Annotated in this window: 17 protein-coding genes and 1 tRNA gene; 4 read left to right on the top strand and 14 right to left on the bottom strand. The window is 60.1% G+C overall.

What is annotated here, in order from left to right; all coding sequences use genetic code 11:
- Positions 1-101 precede the first annotated feature (101 nt).
- Together ACR3EL_RS07920 and guaB are read right to left on the bottom strand one after the other, a co-directional pair.
- Positions 102-1,262 (bottom strand): RsmB/NOP family class I SAM-dependent RNA methyltransferase, encoded by a 1,161-nt coding sequence (locus ACR3EL_RS07920; protein WP_170338544.1) that lies wholly within the window; start codon positions 1,260-1,262, stop codon positions 102-104.
- 28 nt (positions 1,263-1,290) lie between these two features.
- A complete protein-coding gene (gene guaB / locus ACR3EL_RS07915) occupies positions 1,291-2,739 on the bottom strand; it encodes an IMP dehydrogenase (RefSeq protein ID WP_170338542.1) in 1,449 nt (482 codons plus the stop codon).
- A 215-nt stretch (positions 2,740-2,954) separates the two neighbouring features.
- Here guaB and ACR3EL_RS07910 point away from each other — a divergent pair, with 215 nt between their 5' ends.
- From ACR3EL_RS07910 to ACR3EL_RS07895, 4 genes are read left to right on the top strand one after another with little or no spacing between them, the layout of a single operon-like run.
- Positions 2,955-4,997 carry an ASKHA domain-containing protein gene (locus ACR3EL_RS07910; RefSeq protein ID WP_480721096.1) on the top strand — a complete coding sequence of 681 codons (2,043 nt, stop codon included), beginning with the start codon at positions 2,955-2,957 and terminating at the stop codon, positions 4,995-4,997.
- Positions 4,998-5,021: 24 nt separating this feature from the next.
- Entirely contained in the window at positions 5,022-5,879 is an 858-nt protein-coding gene (locus ACR3EL_RS07905; protein WP_170338538.1) for a class I SAM-dependent methyltransferase, read from the top strand.
- Positions 5,880-5,926: 47 nt separating this feature from the next.
- Positions 5,927-6,985: a helix-turn-helix transcriptional regulator gene (locus tag ACR3EL_RS07900; RefSeq protein ID WP_480721093.1), complete on the top strand. Its 1,059-nt coding sequence runs from the start codon at positions 5,927-5,929 to the stop codon at positions 6,983-6,985.
- Positions 6,982-7,476: a prepilin peptidase gene (locus tag ACR3EL_RS07895; protein ID WP_170338535.1), complete on the top strand. Its 495-nt coding sequence runs from the start codon at positions 6,982-6,984 to the stop codon at positions 7,474-7,476. The genes ACR3EL_RS07900 and ACR3EL_RS07895 overlap by 4 nt, the downstream gene beginning before the upstream one ends.
- A gap of 75 nt (positions 7,477-7,551) precedes the next feature.
- On the opposite strand, the gene ACR3EL_RS07890 is transcribed toward ACR3EL_RS07895, so the two are convergent.
- The 12 genes from ACR3EL_RS07890 to ACR3EL_RS07835 form a co-directional block, all read right to left on the bottom strand.
- On the bottom strand, positions 7,552-8,538 hold the full coding sequence (locus tag ACR3EL_RS07890; RefSeq protein WP_170338533.1) for a type II secretion system F family protein: 987 nt from the start codon (positions 8,536-8,538) through the stop codon (positions 7,552-7,554).
- 15 nt (positions 8,539-8,553) lie between these two features.
- Positions 8,554-9,582 carry a type II secretion system F family protein gene (locus tag ACR3EL_RS07885; RefSeq protein ID WP_480721091.1) on the bottom strand — a complete coding sequence of 343 codons (1,029 nt, stop codon included), beginning with the start codon at positions 9,580-9,582 and terminating at the stop codon, positions 8,554-8,556.
- Between the two features lie 11 nt (positions 9,583-9,593).
- On the bottom strand, positions 9,594-10,988 hold the full coding sequence (locus ACR3EL_RS07880) for a TadA family conjugal transfer-associated ATPase (RefSeq protein ID WP_170339076.1): 1,395 nt from the start codon (positions 10,986-10,988) through the stop codon (positions 9,594-9,596).
- Positions 10,989-11,034: 46 nt separating this feature from the next.
- A complete protein-coding gene (locus tag ACR3EL_RS07875; RefSeq protein ID WP_093962116.1) occupies positions 11,035-12,240 on the bottom strand; it encodes a CpaE/TadZ family protein in 1,206 nt (401 codons plus the stop codon).
- An 11-nt stretch (positions 12,241-12,251) separates the two neighbouring features.
- Positions 12,252-12,890, bottom strand: coding sequence for a TadE/TadG family type IV pilus assembly protein (locus tag ACR3EL_RS07870; RefSeq protein WP_170338528.1), 639 nt, complete (start codon positions 12,888-12,890; stop codon positions 12,252-12,254).
- Positions 12,887-13,378, bottom strand: coding sequence for a TadE/TadG family type IV pilus assembly protein (locus ACR3EL_RS07865; protein ID WP_170338526.1), 492 nt, complete (start codon positions 13,376-13,378; stop codon positions 12,887-12,889). The genes ACR3EL_RS07870 and ACR3EL_RS07865 overlap by 4 nt, the downstream gene beginning before the upstream one ends.
- A complete protein-coding gene (locus ACR3EL_RS07860; protein ID WP_170338524.1) occupies positions 13,375-14,856 on the bottom strand; it encodes a pilus assembly protein TadG-related protein in 1,482 nt (493 codons plus the stop codon). The genes ACR3EL_RS07865 and ACR3EL_RS07860 overlap by 4 nt, the downstream gene beginning before the upstream one ends.
- 19 nt (positions 14,857-14,875) lie before the next feature.
- The gene (cpaB, locus tag ACR3EL_RS07855; protein WP_480721087.1) at positions 14,876-15,700 is read right to left on the bottom strand and encodes a Flp pilus assembly protein CpaB; all 825 of its coding nucleotides are present in this window, start codon (positions 15,698-15,700) and stop codon (positions 14,876-14,878) included.
- Between the two features lie 162 nt (positions 15,701-15,862).
- Positions 15,863-16,045, bottom strand: coding sequence for a Flp family type IVb pilin (locus ACR3EL_RS07850; RefSeq protein ID WP_093962121.1), 183 nt, complete (start codon positions 16,043-16,045; stop codon positions 15,863-15,865).
- 237 nt (positions 16,046-16,282) lie between these two features.
- Positions 16,283-16,356 (bottom strand) — tRNA-Gly (locus tag ACR3EL_RS07845).
- Between the two features lie 109 nt (positions 16,357-16,465).
- Positions 16,466-17,530, bottom strand: a complete 1,065-nt coding sequence (locus ACR3EL_RS07840) for a methyltetrahydrofolate cobalamin methyltransferase (protein WP_170338520.1) — start codon at positions 17,528-17,530, stop codon at positions 16,466-16,468.
- A 9-nt stretch (positions 17,531-17,539) separates the two neighbouring features.
- On the bottom strand, positions 17,540-18,466 hold the full coding sequence (locus ACR3EL_RS07835) for a methylenetetrahydrofolate reductase (protein ID WP_480721084.1): 927 nt from the start codon (positions 18,464-18,466) through the stop codon (positions 17,540-17,542).
- Positions 18,467-18,475 lie beyond the last annotated feature (9 nt).

Genomic DNA, 18,475 nt, shown 5'->3' with positions numbered 1-18,475 from the left:
CAACTCAATTCAAAATCAATCCACGGCATATCGTGGCACAAAGGGTTAATATCCGCTTAAGGAATCCGGCGAATATTCTCCTTTAAGTTGTTTTCAGCGTATCAGCGTCGCGTCAAGTGGGCGGAATAGAAGCCGTCGGTGCCGTGTACAACCTGCCACAATCGGCTGAACGTGCATTGCCATTCCGGATGCGACGACAGGAACGTGTCTATGACGCCTCTGTTTTCGACATCCAGCATCGAACAGGTGGCGTAGGCCAATACACTACCATCACCGACGAGGGGTGCGGCTGCGTCCAGAATGGACAATTGTGTCTGAGGCAACTGGGCCAGTTGCTCGGGCGTCAATGCCCATTTGCCCGCAGGTGCGCGCCGCCACGAGCCGCTCCCGGAACAGGGAGCGTCAGTCAGCACCACGTCAAACGGGCCGTGTTTTACCAAGTCATCTGTCGACAGGATGGTAATGCGCGCTCCCGCCCGTTGCGCTCGATCAGGAAGGTCACGCATGCGCCCGGGGTTGGCGTCATGGGCGAAGACTTCGACACCGCCGGTGGCGGCCATGGCCAGCGCCTTGCCGCCACCCCCGGCACAATAGTCCAGAACCCTCATGCCAGGCCTGAGGTTCAATGCAGCAACGACAGCTTGGCTCGCTGCATCCTGCAACTCGACCAAGCCGTCACGATAGCTTTGGGATTGCGAAATCTTCCGGGCACCTTCGACAACTTCAAGCGCTGTCTCGCAGGCCGGGTGCGGCGCAGTGGAAATCCCTTCCCGCGTCAGCGCGTCCACCGCCTCTTGCAAGCTCGTGCGGGCCAAATTGACCCGCAGGTGAACCGGAGCGCGCGATTGCAGCGCGGCGGCGGCCTCTCTGGCATTTTCACCAAGCGACCGCTCGAAAACCGGCCAAAGCCACTCGGGAATGTCAAACTGCTCGGCTTCCGTTTCGAATAGGCGACCGACCTCGTCCGCCGTGACGTGGTCTGGGGCGTGACGATCTCCGGTGAACAGATCGCCCGGGTCCTGACCCTGCGACCGCAGAGCGCCCAACATCAGGCCTCGCCCCGTCCTTGCGCCGCCGATCGCAGCGTAAGACCGAAGATGCCGAAGCGCGTCAAAGACATGGTCGCGGATCGCTGCCCTGTCCTTCGATCCGGCAAAACGGCTGCGCCGCGCCCAGCCCGTCAACGCTTTCTCGGCGGGAGTTCCGCCCAGAAAATCGTCTAGGATTTCGATAGCGGCCTGAACGCGCGCGCCTGGGGTCATGTCGAGGTCCTGAGTCCGACGGAAACCGTCACATCACGCGATAGTTTGGGCTTTCGCGTGTGATTTGTACGTCATGCACGTGGCTTTCCTTCAGACCCGCTCCGGTAATCTTCACGAACTGACAATTGCGGCGCATTTCATCAACGGTCGCGCAGCCGGTATAGCCCATGGCCGCACGCAGACCGCCGACCAGTTGGTGAACAACGGCGCTGGCCGAGCCCTTGTAGGGCACCTGTCCCTCGATCCCCTCGGGCACCAGCTTGTCATTCGCGGCGTCCTTCTGGAAATAACGATCGGCTGAGCCGCGCGCCATCGCGCCCAAGCTGCCCATGCCGCGGTAGGATTTGAAAGAGCGGCCCTGGTACAGAATGACCTCGCCCGGGCTTTCATCGGTGCCGGCGATCATCGAGCCGACCATGGCGCAGGACGCCCCCGCCGCGATGGCCTTGGCGAAATCGCCCGAAAACTTGATACCACCATCGGCGATGACCGGCACGTCGCCAGCCGCAGCCGAGCAATCCATGATTGCCGTCAACTGGGGCACGCCGACACCGGCCACCATGCGCGTGGTGCAGATCGAGCCCGGCCCGATCCCGACCTTGACCGCATCGGCGCCAGCGTCGATCAGGGCCTTGGTTGCGTCGCCCGTTGCGACGTTGCCCGCGATGATCTGCACTTCGTTCGACAGGGCCTTGATCCGCTTCACCGCGTCCAGCACCCCTTGGGAATGGCCGTGCGCCGTGTCGACCACGATGATGTCGACGCCAGAGTCGACCAATTGCTCGGATCGTTCAAAGCCGGCATCGCCAACCGACGTGGCCGCCGCAACCCGCAGCCGACCCAGATGGTCTTTGCAGGCCGTGGGGTTCAGCACCGCTTGTTCCGTATCCTTCAAGGTCAGCAGACCGGTCAGTTTGCCCGATCCGTCGACGACCAGCAGCTTTTCAATCCGGCGAGCCTTCATCAGGCTCTTTGCCTCTTCCAGGTCGGCCGGCTCCTGCAGCATCGCCAGATTATCCGTGGTCATCATCGCGCGGATCGGCTGGTCGTCCGACGTGGCAAAACGCATGTCGCGGTTGGTCACGATGCCCACGACGCGGCCGTCGTCATCCACCACCGGGAACCCCGTGAAGTTGTAGCGTTCAACCAGGGCCTTGGCATCGGCCAGCGTTTGATTGGCGCGCAGGGTGACGGGGTTGTAGACGATGCCGGATTCGAAGCGTTTGACCCGGCGCACCTCACGCGATTGCTCCTCGACGGTCAGGTTCTTGTGGATGACCCCGATGCCCCCGGCCTGCGCCATTGCGATGGCCATCCGCGCCTCGGTCACCGTGTCCATGGCCGAGCTGAGCAGCGGTATGTTCATGGTGATCGCGCGCGTCACGCGCGTGGACGTGTCCGCCGTTGCCGGCAGCACCGACGAGGCCGCCGGAACCAAAAGAACGTCATCAAAGGTGAGTGCCTCACGAATCTGCATCTGCTAACCCCATGCAAAACCCCGTTTGGCGGTGACCCTATTGCATGGTTTCGACCAAAGGAAAAGCCCCTGCCCCAACTTGTTCGCCCACAAACCGCCGTGATGGCGCGGAAAACGACGCAAGCCGCGCAAAACCTGCCGCGGATTGGCCTTTCCCTTTGCCGCGAAACCCATATCTTGCCGCCATACGCGCGAACACCAAAAAGGCATCCGTCATGACCACCGATCCCCTTGTCGTCTTTACCCCTTCGGGCAAACGCGGACATTTCCCCGTTGGCACTCCGATCCTGACGGCGGCCCGGCAACTGGGGGTCGATCTGGATTCGGTCTGCGGTGGGCGCGGGATCTGCTCGAAATGCCAGATCACGCCCAGCTATGGCGAGTTTCCCAAACACGGCGTCACGGTCCGCGAAGACGCGCTGAGCGAATGGAACGCGGTTGAGCAGCGCTATGACGACAAACGCGGTCTGAAACCGGGCCGGCGTCTGGGCTGCCAGGCCACCGTTCAGGGCGACGTGGTGATCGACGTCCCGCCTGAAAGCCAGGTGCACCGCCAGGTGGTGCGCAAGGCCGCCGCCGCGCGCGCCATCACCATGGACCCGGCCACGCGCCTTTATTTCGTGGTGGTCGAAGAACCCGATATGCACTCGCCCACCGGCGATCTGGAACGTCTGGAGCGCGCCCTGCGCGAGCAGTGGCAGATCGACGCCGTCACCGCCGACCTGTCGCTTTTGTCCAAACTGCAGCCGACCCTGCGCAAAGGCAAGTGGGAGGTCACGGTCGCCCTGCACAAGGGCCACAAGGACAGCGTGGCGCGCATCGTCGAAATCTGGCCCGGCCTGCACGAAAACGGGCTATACGGGCTGGCCATCGATTTGGGCTCGACCACCATTGCCGCGCATCTGACCGATCTGGAAACCGGCGAGGTCAAGGCCTCGTCCGGCCTGATGAACCCGCAGATCCGGTTCGGCGAAGACCTCATGAGCCGCGTCTCGTACGCGATGATGAACCCCGGCGGTGACCGGGAGATGACCCGGGCCGTACGCGAGGCGATCAACGATCTGGTCACCTCGATCGCCGACGAGGCCGGGATCGACCCGGCCCTGATCGTGGAAACCGTGTTCGTCTGCAACCCGGTCATGCACCACCTGCTGTTGGGCCTGGACCCGGTCGAACTGGGCCAGGCGCCGTTTGCGCTGGCCACGTCGGAAAGCGTCTCGCTGCCCGCGCGTGAGATGGATCTGACCACGATGAACCCGCGCGCGCAGGTCTACATCCTGCCCTGCATCGCGGGCCATGTGGGAGCCGACTGCGCCGCCGTGGCGCTAAGCGAAGAGCCGGGCAAGTCGCAGGACCTGGTTTTGATCGTGGACGTCGGCACCAACGCCGAGATCCTGCTGGGCAACACGACCCGCGTGCTGGCCTGTTCCTCGCCCACCGGACCGGCCTTCGAAGGTGCGCAGATCAGTTCGGGCCAGCGCGCAGCCCCGGGCGCGATCGAGCGCATTCAGATCGACCCGGTGACCAAAGAACCCCGTTTCCGGGTGATCGGCTCGGACAAGTGGTCGGACGAAGACGGATTCGAGGCCGACATCGCCACCACCGGCATCACCGGCATCTGCGGGTCGGGCATCATCGAGGCGGTGGCCGAACTGCGCATGGCCGGCCTGCTGGACGACAGCGGCCTGATCGGCTCGGCCGAGCAGACCGGCACCAGCCGCTGCATCCCCGAGGGCCGCACTCATTCCTACCTGATCCATGACGCCAGCGCCGAGGGCGGCCCGCGCATCACCGTGACCCAAGGCGACATCCGGGCGATCCAGCTGGCGAAATCCGCGCTCTATGCCGGGGCGCGGCTGCTGATGGATGAGATGGGCGTGGACAAGGTGGATCGCGTGGTGCTGGCCGGGGCGTTCGGCGCCCATATCTCGACCAAACATGCGATGGTTCTGGGCATGATCCCCGACGCGCCGCTGGACAAGGTCCAAAGCGCGGGCAACGCCGCCGGCACCGGCGCACGCATCGCGCTGTGCAACATCGCCGCCCGGGGCGAGATCGAACGTGTGGTACGCGAGATCACCAAGGTCGAAACCGCGATCGAGCCGAAATTTCAAGAGCATTTCGTCGCCGCCAACGCGATCCCGCACAAGACTGATCCGTTCCCGGAACTGGCCAAGATCGTCACCCTGCCCGCCCCGTCCTTCAACACCGGCGGCGACGCGGAAAAAACTGGCCGCCGCCGCCGCAGAAAGGCATAGTCCGAAAAACTGCGGAGGACCCCCATGCAAACAGCAAACGAAGATCAGGCTGAGTACTGGGGCAACTCCGAATCCGGCACCAAGTGGCTGACTTTTGAGGACAAACTGGATCACATGCTGGCCCCGGTTCTGGACCTCGTTCTGGAACAGGCCGAGCTGGATTCTGGAATGCGCGTGCTGGACATCGGCTGCGGGACCGGCGCCAGCACCATCGCGGCCGCCCAGCGTGTCGGACCGCAGGGCCATGTTCTTGGCGGCGACATTTCTGAGCCGTTCCTCAATCGAGCGCGGGAAAGGGCCTTGTCCGCAGGTGTTGAAAACGTCGATTTCCAATGCGTCGACGCTCAGGTCGCCCCGTTCCCCGTGGGCGCGTTCGACGCTGCGATATCGCGCTTCGGTGTGATGTTCTTTCAGGATTCGGTTGCGGCGTTCGCCAACATCGCCAAGGCTCTGGCCCCCAGCGGACGGATGACCTTTGCCGCGTGGGGACCGCTGGCGGACAATCCCTGGTTCAGGATTCCCCACATGGCCGCCACAGCGCATCTGGGCCAACCGCCAAAATACGGTCGGTTCGCACCCGGGCCACTGGCCTTTCATGATATCGATCAAGTGACCGGGATGATGGAAACGGCAGGTTTGGATGACATCTTCGCCAACCCAGTAAGCCTCCGACTGCCGGGCCTTGGATCGGTGGAGGCCACCGCCGAGCTATGCACCCGGGTCGGGCCGGCCGCGCGCGTGATAGCGCATTTTGAAGGCGATGAGACCGACGAACGAAAAATCCAGAGCGCCGTGGCCCAAGAGTTTTCGAGTTTTCAAACGGCAGATGGGTTTGGCATCCCGGCGGTCATCAACGTCTTTCAGGCCCGCAAGCCCTCCTGACACACCAGAGCGTGTCGCCCTTGACCAATCATACCCGCTGACAGCCATTGTTTCTGACCGCCTGCTCTTTGCAGCCTTTTGGGCCGAATTGTCTGCGTTTTACGTGTGTTTTTCTCCACATCCGGAAACTTAATAAGATTCTTGGTGATTTTTGCGTAAAAATCGTAAAATATGAATGTATTGGGCAGAGTAATTCAAATCTGCAGAAGCCGCTGAACCGGCTCGCTTTAGTGAGTAAGACGTTTACCAGTTGGTGCTATATGGACAGGGGGATGGGCCGTGCAGGTGCGTGGCTACCGAACACGCAACACACACGCGCATTGATCAATTTCATTCAATGGAGCCAGGGCGGAGTGGTTCTGGACGCTGCGTTGACCGAAGTTGTCAACGCGTTTGGAGCCGATTGCGGTACCCTCAGCCGTGTCTGGCTCAATAAAGTTGGCAGCCGAATAGCTGCGCGCGCAGATACCCGTGACCAGACAATAAGTCGGCCGCTTTTCCTTTCCTTCACGAATGACGTGATTGGTCCGTTTGCGAGCAAGCCAAAGAAAGGCGTCGTCTTCAGCCTCAAGGATCATGGGAAACCCGTAAACGAGCTTTCTGCCGTTGTTCTGGACTGGATCTCGCACCGCAAGCTGCACGATATCCTGTTCGTCTGTCTCGACAACCAAGGCTGCGAAATCGATTTTCTGGAGCTGCATTTCGCCAAAGGTCTCGAACCCGGCTGGCGCGAAGCGATAGAGACAGTTGCACCCGAAATTTCCGAAATCTACCGCAACAGACGCGCCGGTCTGATTACCGAAGCAATTTCCCGCCAATCCGTAACGACCATCCAAAGGGCGGTGAATGACGCGCCGCTGATGAGCCTCGAAAACCCAGCGGGCCTGACACGGGCCGAATGGCGGGTCTGCGTTCTGATTTCCCGGGGACTGTCGCAACAGTCCATTGGATCCGAGCTCGAGATTGGTCCCGCGACTGTGAGAACGCATCTCAAGCATATCTACGGCAAGACAGGAATGGAGAACTTCCACATGTTGGCCAGACGGCTGGTTTCGATCGAAGAACGCGAAGCCTTGCACGGCAGACACAATCAGGCACGCGCATGATGATCGATCTGCCTTGGCATATCTGGGTACCTCTGTGGTTGATGGTGCCGCTGTTTGTGGCGGTGGCGTGGACGGACCTAACCGAATACCGGATACCGAACCTGTATTGCCTGATAGGGGTTACCCTGTTTCTGGTCGGGTCCCCTGCCCTCGGCTTGCATGAAGTTGGATTGCGATTGATCGCCGCCGGGCTTTGCTTTGGGATCTGTTTTGCCCTTTTCGCCGCCGGTTGGCTTGGGGGCGGAGATGCCAAAATGCTACCGGTGGTTTTTCTGGCGATACCGACCCAAGCCCTTTCGACATACATGCTGCTGTTATCTGCCGCGATGGCGTTTGGACTGACCAGCTTGACCCTGCTGCGCCTGTTCGTCCGACAACCGACAGGAAAGCTTGCAGCAACGCTCAGCGGACGCGAGTTTCCCCTCGGGATTGCCATAGGCCTTTCAGGCCTGATCCTGGCCGGCTGGTCGATGCTGCTTTACGGCGCCTGAAAGAGCGCAACCCAAGTCGGGGACGCACAGTTGACCTCGTGCAGACCCGGGAGCGCCGCACCTACAAAAACAGCGTCATTTCACGAAGGTTTCGACGTATCGAATGATGATCGGTGCAAGGATCAGCCCAGCGATCGAGGGCAACATCAGGCTCGCCATGACGGCGGACATCTGCACCGGCAACTTGTTGGCTTTTTCCTGCGCGCGAAGCTCTCTCAGTTCGCGCATTTCTTCGGAATACGTAGTCAAGGCAGCCGACAACGGGACACCGAACCGGGACGACTGGAGGACGACGCTCACGAACGAACTCATTTCGTCGATGCCCGTCCGGCGCGCCATTCTCATCAACGCGACTTCACGGTCGCGCCCGGCCTGAATCTCGCTCAGGGCAATTAGAATTTCCTCGGACATTTCGGGCGATACAGTCTGCATTTCCACTGCAACTTTGAGAAGCGCCTGGTCAAAGCCCATTCCCGCCTCGATCCCAATCTGGAGCAAGTCCAGCATGTTCGGGAACGCGTTTTCCATCCGACGTTTACGCTCCTTGATCCGGGCGCTCATCCAAAGTTGGGGGATGAAGAACCCGATGCCGCAGAGGATGCCAAGGTTCCGCAATATCTGAAATGAATTCAGGCCAGACACATAATCGTTGATCGTGGCGCCGATATTGGACGAAGGCTGCCACGACATGAGGACGAGAAAGACAAGCGGCAGAAACGTCGCCAAGCCCAAACGGATCAGATAGAAATTGGCGATTGCATTCCGGCCGCGAAACCCCGAGCGCGCAAGCACTTGGCCAACTTCGAACCTGACACTTGCATCACTGGGTATAAGTGCGGCGCTCAGCCCGGTCGGTGTATCGCCCTCCACCTTTTCCGGCACAAGACGTGCAAGGCTCTGGCCCCTTGTTCGTTTGGGAAGCATCCGTTCGGCCGCTGTAGACCGATCGCCGAGCGACGATGATATCCCAAAGAACGCAACGATCGCGCCGGCGGCAACAAAGCCCAAGATCATGAGTTGGGAAAAAAGACCAGTGTCGAGTACCGAGTTCACGATTTCCATTTCGACAACCCTCCCTCAGATCCGGAAATTGACAAGCTTGAACAAAACGATGGCATTCAGAACGATGGCCGCAGAAATGACGCTCATGACGGGCCAGAAAATCGGGTATTGCACCACGCTTCCGTAATAGTCCGGCGTCATGACCGTCATCACGAGGGCAATCCCGACAGGAATGAACGACAGGATATAGGCGGTCATCCGACCCTCGGCAGAAATGGCCTTGATCTTGCGCCGCAAGGACATTCGGGCACGGATGACGCGCGCCAATGTCCGCAGAATGCCGGCCAGATCGCCGCCAGTGCCGTGCTGCATCGTCAGCGCGACCGAGAGGTACTGGATATCCTCTTCATCTACTCGGTCTGCCATGTTGCGAATGGCGGTCGTTAACTCTTCTCCGTAAGCGACTTGGTCCACGACCAGACCGAATTCAGTTCCGATCGGATCGGGCATTTCGTTTGCCACGCTCTGCAAGGTCGTGTTCAACGGATGTCCGACCTTCAACCCACGCGACATCAGGTCCAACGCATCCGGCAACTGCTTGATCAGCGCAGCCTTGCGCCGTCTGAGGTTGGCGCCAAGGTAGACCAACGGGGCCAACAGGAAGCACACGGCGCTTACAGGTATGACCGTCAGTGGGTTGGCCACCAATGAGCCTCCTGTCGCCGAAACCAGAAAAGCACCGCCACATCCCAACAGGAACATTTCCGGCACCATGTGCAGGCCCGATGCCGCAAGGGCACCCGGCAAGTCGCCGACCAGCGGAAACGACTTCATGAGAGGTTTGCTCTCCCGCGGTTTGAGCAATTCCAGAACGTCCTCGCCAGTCTTTCCCTGGTTCAGCATCTGGATGCGCCGGTTTATCGCCTCTTCCCGGTTTTCTCCGCGCTTCAAAAGCTGACGGACCCCTTCGAAGGCAATCAGGGCGCCGAGAAATATTAAGAGTGACAGAACAAACCGGACATCGTAACCGCCCACTTCCATCTCTGGTCCGATCAACGAGTCTATGCTGTGCGTCGAAAAGAAGGATCTGAGATCTTCCAACATGGCCGGGTCCCTCAGTTGAACTTGATCGATGAAAGGTCGACACCCGCCGCCGCCAGCGCATCGCTGGATTTCGGTCGGATACCGGTCGGCATGAAGCGCCCGAGGATGTTGCCGGCCTCGTCTTTGCCTTCACGTTTGAAGACGAAGATGTCCTGCATGGTCACGATATCGCCCTCCATGCCGGTGATCTCGGCAATCGAGGTGACACGGCGGGTACCATCAGACAGGCGGTTCAATTGCAGAACAAAGTGAATTGCCGAAGCGATGGTCGCGCGGATTGCTGCATGCGGCAGCTCCAGCCCGCCCATCTGCACCATCTGCTCGACCCGGGAAAGCGCATCGCGTGGGCTGTTGGCGTGTACCGTCGTCATCGACCCGTCATGGCCGGTATTCATTGCCTGCAACATGTCGAATGCTTCGGAGCCGCGCACCTCGCCGATGATGATCCGATCCGGACGCATCCGCAGTGCGTTTCGCACAAGGTCTCGTTGGACAACGGCGCCAGTACCGTCGAGTCCAGCAGGCCGAGTTTCCATGCGCAAGACATGTTCCTGCTGAAGCTGAAGTTCTGCCGCGTCTTCAATCGTGACGATCCGCTCCCGAGGGCTGATATACGACGACAATGCATTCAGCATCGTGGTCTTGCCCGATCCGGTTCCGCCCGAGATCAGCACGTTCATCTTGGCTTCAACCAATCCCCGCAGCAGCTTGGCTGCGCTTTCGTTCAAGGCCTCGTTCTTGATCAGGCGTTCCATCGTCAGCGGAACCCGCGAGAATTTTCGAATGGAAAGCGCCGGCCCGTCCAGTGCGCAGGGCCGAATGATCGCGTTGACGCGGCTGCCATCTTCCAACCGCGCATCCACCCACGGTTGCCGTTCATCAATACGGCGACCAATCCGGCTGACGATCTTGTCGATGATCCGCAGCAGATGACGTTCGTCCCGGAAACGTGCCGATGTCTTTTCGAGGATGCCGGAGCGCTCGACAAAAATCTGCGTGTGGCCGTTCACGAGGATATCGTTGATCGTGGGGTCAGCCAACAACGGCTCCAGCGGCCCCAGGCCAAGCACCTCGTGCATCAGCTCTTCGACAAGCTGCTTGACCTCCTCGCTGCGCATCGCCCGGCCTTCGGCGCGCAGCAGTTCGGTGACATGTCGCCCAATTTCACCCCGCAGTGTTTCTTCCTCGACCTTTTCGATAACGGCGAGGTTAAGCTTGTCCAGCAACGAGTTATGCAGTCGTGCCTTGAGATCTATCCGATCGTTCTGGATGTCATGCATCAATACGAGGTCATCGCCGGAGCCATGAACCGGCTTGCCGATTTGAGCAAACTGCTTGGTGTCCAACGGCACGACTTTCGAAGCGTCCGGTTTTTCCTGGCCTGGTCGGTCGAATTCTCGAAACATCTACTTAACCTTCTGCAAATATTTAACTATTCCGAAACACTCTGCCTCAGTGCTGGCCGACCCGGGGCGGCAATGACAGGCATGTCTCGTGTGCCAGCTTTCGGATTGCGCGTGTCATGGGTGCGCGGGATGAAACATCTTCCAACGGCACGCCCCGATCGACTGACTCGCGTACTGTGCGCTCGTCGCGCGGCACCCAAAATGCAAAGTCCTTTTCAAGGAGTTTTGCCGCCGCTCTGTGGTGCGCCGCCGGAATGATGGGTTTCTTTTCAAGGTTGGCGACCAGTTGAATTTCCAGTGCTGGATTTTCCGCTTGGTAGAAATCCATCAGCTTGCGGGCCGAGCGAACAGACGGAACAGCAACGTCCGTCACCAAATATAGGCGGTCCGCTTGCGTCAGGACGGGCGTAATCCATTCCACCAGCGCCCGCGGCAAATCTACCACGACGTAGTCATGGGTACGTTTCAGGGAATCCAGAATGGCCGATATCTGCTCTTCTTTGATCGCAGTCAACGGACCATAGCGCGACGGAGCCGCCAGGATATCGACCCCGCAGGGCGACTTGACCATCGCCTGCTCCAAAAAGGCACTGTCGGGAATGCTGCCTTCCATGGCCATACGCCACATCGCGTCGCTTTCGGCGACATCCATCAAGGCCGCAATCGAGCCGAACTGAAAGTCCAGATCCACCAGCGCAACCGAGTTCGACGCCGTCTTTTTCAGGAATCCGGCCTTGGATTGAAGCTCGTTCGCCATATTGGCGGCAACCAAGGACGATCCGACGCCACCACGAGATTTGCCAACCGCGATCAACTTGCCAAGTGTGGCTTGCCCACCCCAAACGGCGGGAAGCTGCGCCTGCCGCCGGGCACGGATCGCATCCACCTGCGGAATGATTTCCTCATGGATTGCATTGCGCGGCAGCACGTCATCAACTCCAAGCTTTTTGAGCTGTCGGGCCTTCTCAAGCGGCAGATCTTCGGACGCCAAGGCGATAATGATCGCATTGGGCATGCGCGCATCACAAATCTGCTGTGCGGTCTGCAGCAGCTCTGGCGAACTGTCATCCACATCGAACAGAACCACGTCATGACGCGCTGACAATGCAACAGCCGTCCCGTTGACCCGCGCGACAGTGTCCTTGCGGCCCGTAAAACGGCAATTGCTCAGCCCCTCCAACGAGGTTTCGATTGCCGCGAAAATCTCTTCGTCCGGTGAAATCAACAGCACTGAAATCTGCTTGGCACTCATGACTCTTCTCCTTACTCAACGGCACCGATGGCAAGATCCTCGGCCGGGACGGATGTGCTCATCGTTGGGATTGAAATGGTGTTGGGGCTGCTGGCGGATATGGCAGGGTTGCCAGCAGCAAGGGCGACCAGCGGCCCAATTGGCAGCGCGAAATCGTAGTCCAGGTTTACCAGTTCGGCTGTAACTACCGGCGTATAGGGTCCACCAAGAAAACCAAGACGAGGATCGTGCGAATAGGTGATTTGCACATTTGCCGCGGTGGCTCCGGGCGGCAGCAGCATTTCGATCTCGTCCCAGATCCGGCTGCCATAGGCGGTTGATGCGTCAAGCTGACACGGCGCCGGCAGGTTCGGAGTGGCGCAGATGCTGCCACTGCGGCACAGCGCGCCGAACTTGGTTGTTGCGGGGGCGCCACCGGCCAGCGTGTGCGTGGCCGGCATCGCGCCACACAGGGGCGGCCCGACCGTGGCAAGCCGTGAGGCTTTTTGCATCGCTTTCTGCGCCATCGTCGTGGACCAGTAGAGCCGTCCGTACTCGAGAATTCCAAACACGAGCACCAGGAACAACGGAACGACCATGCCCAGCTCGACCAGTGCCGATCCATGTTCACGGCGCCAGAAAGCGCGCAGCATATGCAGATTACCCGTCATACCCCAAACACCCGGCTCTGGTCCGAGATCTCGGTGTCGAGAGGCCCCAGCGCTGCCCCGAAAAGGCTGAAAACATTTCCAAACAGGTACTCGATCCGGATCTGAGCCGTGACCTCGACCACCGAAGTCGGATTGATCCGGTACACGCCAGCCCGCGAGATACAGCGCGGCGTGACGTCGATGACGGTTGTGCCATGCGGCATGATCGACGAACCGCCCAACTGGTTCTGGACGATGTCCGTGGCCAGAGCGTCATAGCTGCCGACTCCGCCCGCTGCGCACAAGTCCAACGGCGCGATCCGCGCGATCATACGCGAGGCGTCACGCACACCGGCCGACGTTGCCTGATGAATCCAAGTGATACGCCCACCTTCGATGATCACGGCAAAGAACAGCAGGATCAACGGAAGTACGATCCCGAACTCGACCATCGGGGCGCCGGCCTCGCACGACCGCAACCGTCGGATATGTCGAACGAGCCGAGTCATCGATACAACCTCACGACATCGCGAAAAATGCCATCATCGCTGCTGCCACCTACTCCACCGCCGACCTGCTCGACCACCTCGACATAGATGTCAAAATCAGTCCCCGAGGATTCTTCGAGCGGCTGGATCAGGAAAACCTTTACAAACTCCTGCACCGGAACGTTCTCCGCGCGTCCCGCGACCGGATTGGCACCGCAGTTTATGGCGGCTGCGATAAATGTGCGGCGGTCAGGGTCGTCCAGCGTTGTGCTCGCGCATTGCGGGCGGCCGGACTCGCTGCGCCCGAACAGCACATCACCCGTACCAGCCCTGGCGATCTCGTCGAGATACATTTCGTATCGCGTATTACCCGTCGGGTTACCCAGCGGGTGCGGCGTCAGATCATTGGCCGGACCGTCGCCATAGTTCATGTCCAAATAAGCCGCTTTGCCGGAGGTCCAGACACCGTTTCCAAAACGGCCGCCATGCGCGCAGGTGCCGGCGGCAAAGCAATCGTCGGGCGGAAACGGCATCGAGTCGGTCGAAACCTCGGGATTGTTCTTCAGACAGCTTCCGCCAGAGTTTTCCCAGCCCGCGATGACCTGCGGTCCGGGCGCATAATCTTCATCATTCTTGAGGTTGCTCATCGTCGAGTGGAAAATATCGAACCGTGAATTGTAGATTGCGCTGCCAATGCCATTGCGCTGACCGGGTTCGGTATCGACCCCGCGCTGAGACACGCATTGCGTCAGGTTTCCATGCGCCGCGATCAGGCAGATATAGAGTTTTGATCCGGTCTGCCCCGCGCAAGGACCGTTGGGGTTTATGCCGATGTCCGTCGGGTCGAGGAAACCAAAATTCCCCGGCCCCCAAGCGGCACCGTTACCTCCAGTGCGCAACTTGATGGTTGACCCTTTGTTTGCATTCGCCGTCCAGCCGGGAGGGATGCAGAACATCAACGGCGTCACATCACAGGCATATTGGGTGTAACCCGCAATCGCGACAGCCTCGACATCCTCATCCGGACGCGTGACGCCCAACAAGTCAGCGAGCGCCCGACCGAACGGAAGGAAAACGGTTCTAGGGGTCGCGGTCACCTCAACCAGAACGGCCAGAGCGGGATCGGTCGTCACAAACCCATCGACTGGATCATTGTCATCCGGATCGGCGGCAGGATCGGGCAGTCCCGACAGAAACCGCAGCGAATAATCTGCGGCCGTCCCCAGATCTTGGCTGCCCTCGGCAAAGAACTGGGAGTCTTCGATCATTCCGGCTGCAGCGGCCGTGGCGCGTGTGATCGCATCACTACCGCCATCCAGTTCTCCGGCGGCGGCCAGAGCCACGTGATCGGTATAAGCCTGCAGGTCGGTCTGCGTAGAAGCCAGTCGCCCAAGATCAAAGGTCAGCGCCGCCATGCCAACGATCACGGTCATGCAAATTCCGACGAAAACCAGAATGGTCCCCTGTTCGTCGTCCTTTATGTTGCGCAGCGTGGGCATGAACAGACCTCGAGAGCGATCAGTTGGACACGGTTGCATTCGAGGGGTTGCCGGCAACAGGAACTTCCTGGACGTCCGTGGTGCCCCGACGCACCTTCACGATCGGCTTGGGCGCGCCCTCGGCAACCGGCGACTTTTCAAGCAGAATGTCGCTGAGGCGGATGGCCTCCAATGGCTTGTCTTCCTGGGTTTGCAGCGACCGAAGCGACAGGCTGAGTTGCCCGGCCTTCTGAGCCAATGCCAACCGCTGTCCCTGGTCCGGAGTGACTTCGACAGTCACCGTTCGGGCAATCCCGGGCTGGTCGACATCTTCATCAGCCGTCTGATCAACACCAATGACACGGATATTTTGCAGGATCGTTACCGCCCGCAGCGACTCGTTCTTGCCCTGCGTCAGCACGATATCAACAAAGTCACCTGGTGTGACGAACCCGCCAACACCGGTCTGCGCATCCACATTGATGGCCATTGCACGATTGTTCTCGCCCAAGGTCTGAACGATGGTGACCTTCTCACCGAAGTCAGAAACCTTTGACGCCAACAGGATTTCACCCTGCGCCAACGCGCGCTTGGCGCGCCGCGGATCGGCACCTGCTGTGGGCAGAACATCTTCGAAACTTGTAAATACCCCTGCCGGCACGGAATCCGCCGGCCAGTCGATGGCGGTCAACTTGTGACCTTCAATCGGAGATCCGAACGGGATCTCTTCTGCTGCGGCGACCACGCGAACGATCGTCGGATCAGCGGCGGCCTGGCTGCGTCTCAGCTGCTCCTGCGCAATCATCACGGCGCCACCCGCCAGACCCACGCCAAGAATAGTCATCATCAAGGATTTCAATCGCATAGGTCCCTCCAAATAGCCGGGCCGGTCATTCTGAAAACGTGGAGCCAGTTCTAGGCCCAAACTGCGTCACGCGGGACGCCGAATGCCGAGACTGGGCTGGTTCTGGCTTCCCGCCGTCTTCGCGGCGGAAAACCAGTTGCTTTTCAGGCCAAAACAGCAGGATTACGGCCGTGTTGCAGCCGTGTTGGCGTCATTGAAGTTGGTGTTGGTTGTGCCGCCCAGACCGGTCAGCAGGGTCCCGCCAACAGCGATCGCGATGAACAGTGCGATACCGTATTCGACAAGAGTGGCGCCACGCTCGTCACGGCGCAGACGAATAAAAAGACTACGAATTGCCTTCGACATGATTTGAACTCCAGTTTGTACTCATTAATGTGCGAATTTCGCACAGGAACGAGGGTTCCCCCGTCAGTTCAAATCGTAGCGAGCCCGCATCTGGCAAACCTCCCCACAAACGAAAAGGATTTCCCGTATAACGCGAGAATTCGTTCATTTAGGCTTTTTTGTGGCGGGATTTTGGCGCGAAATGGCCCCAGTCCACCTCAGCTTTTGAGCTTCAAGCGGGCCAATATCAAAGTGTTTTGGAGCGGGTAGCGGGAATCGAACCCGCACGTTCAGCTTGGGAAGCTGACAGGCTACCATTACATCATACCCGCCGCTCGGTGCTGAATATCACCCGTCCTTCGCCGAATTCAAGATGCTTCGACCAGCGCGGCAAACAAAAAGGCCGGGCAGATTGCCCGGCCCGTTGACAAAGCAGCCTGCTCAGGCCCGGCGACGTCGAGCACCGCCCCGGCGGCCGCGTGCACTCTCGCCTTCGGCGCCTGCAGCATCGGCCGGTTTGTTGAACTTGATCCACTCGCCGCCATGCGGGTCATTGTTGGTCAGCAGGTTGGCGGCGCGGATGGCCTCCATTTCCTTGCCGGCGCGCGGCTTGGTCGAACCCAGACCGAACATCTGAACGAAGGTTTCGTCGTCCATGCCGTCGGGCAGGATGATGCCCGCCGCCGCAACCTCGGCCTTTTTCTCGGCAATCTTCTTCTGCGTCACCGGCAGCGCCACCGGGTTCATGATGGCTGACGTCATGCCCGCGCCCATCGCCATCGGCAGGAAGGCGTTGTTGATGCCGTGACGGTTCGGCAGACCGAACGAGATGTTGGACGCACCGCAGGTGGTGTTCACGCCCAGCTCCTCGCGCAGGCGGCGTACCAGGGCAAAGACCTGCTGGCCGGCAGTAGCCATCGCGCCGATCGGCATTACCAACGGGTCCACAACGATGTCGTGGGCCGGAATGCCGTAGTCAGCTGCGCGCTGAACGATCTTCTTGGCAACTTCAAAGCGCACGTCGGGGTCTTCGGAAATGCCCGTGTCGTCGTTCGAGATCGCCACGACCGGCACGTTGTATTTCTTGACCAGCGGCAGAACCAGTTCCAGGCGGTCCTCCTCACCGGTGACCGAGTTCAGCAGCGGACGGCCTTCGGCGGCCTCCAGCCCGGCCTCCAACGCACCCGGAACCGAGCTGTCGATGCACAGCGGCACGTCGACCAGACCCTGCACCAGCTGGACGATCTGTCGCATCAGCGGCGGTTCAGTCTCATTGGGGTTGGGGTTCGAGTTGTAGACCACACCCGCGTTGATATCGAGCACGGTCGCCCCGGCCGCGACCTGTGCCAGCGCGTCCTGCTCGACGGTCGAAAAATCGCCCGCTTCCAGCTCGGCGGCCAGCTTCTTGCGGCCGGTCGGATTGATCCGCTCGCCGATCACGCAGAACGGCTGATCGAAGCCGATGATCGCGGTTTTCGTCTTTGATTCTACGACTGTACGGGTCATGTCGGGTCCTTAGGAGTTTGCAGGCTTCGCCGAGGCGCCGCCGTTTTCGATGGCCCAGTTGGCATTGGTCTTGATGCCGCCAAGCGGGAAGAAGTGCACGTTGGTGATGTTGAAGTCGGGGTTGGCCGCCTTGTGCTCGGCCAGCGCGGTGATCACGTCGGTCGGCTCGTAGGGCAGCAGCAGCTTGGACACGTCCATGGCGCGCTTCTGCAGCACCTTCAGCGACGGGCCCACACCGCAGGCGATCGCGAATTTGATCAGGGTCTGCAGCTTGGCCGGACCGGCGATGCCGATGTGGATCGGCAGTTCGATCCCGGCCGCCTTCAGGCCGTCGGCCCAAGCGATGATCGGCTTGGCGTCAAAGGCAAACTGGGTGGCCAGCGCCATTTCAGCGTCAGTGGTTTCGCTGAATTTCTGCTTCCAGCGCAACGCCTCGTCCACGTTTTTGGTCGAACCGTCCGGGTCAATGTCCTTGTTGCCCTCGGGGTGACCCGCGACGTGCAGGCGCTTGAAGCCCGCCTTGTCGAGCAGCCCCGTTTCCAGCAACTGCATCGAGCTGTCGAAGTCGCCATGCGGCTTGTCCACGCCGCCTGCCAGCAGCAACGCCTGCTCGACGCCGGCCTCGCCCTGATACATGGCGATCCAGTTTTCCAACGTCGCCGCGTCCTTGATGATGCGGGCCGGAAAATGCGGCATGACAGGATATCCCTCGGCCGCGATCCGCTTGGCGGTCTTGACCATGTCCTCGATGGGTGTGCCCTCGATATGGGCGATGTACACGCGCGTGCCTTCGGGCAGCAGGTCGCGGAAATCCTCGACCTTCTCGGCTGTGCGCGGCATGACTTCGATCGAATAACCCTTCAAAAAGGCTTCGACGGTCGGGTTCACCGGGGCCTTGTCGGCCGCATCACGTTTCTTGAAGTTCAGCAAAGCCATTGCGGCCTC

This window comes from Ruegeria sp. BJ3, from assembly GCF_056535665.1.
The sequence above is the reverse complement of the archived record's forward strand: the minus strand, read 5'-3'. Positions and strand labels throughout refer to the sequence as shown.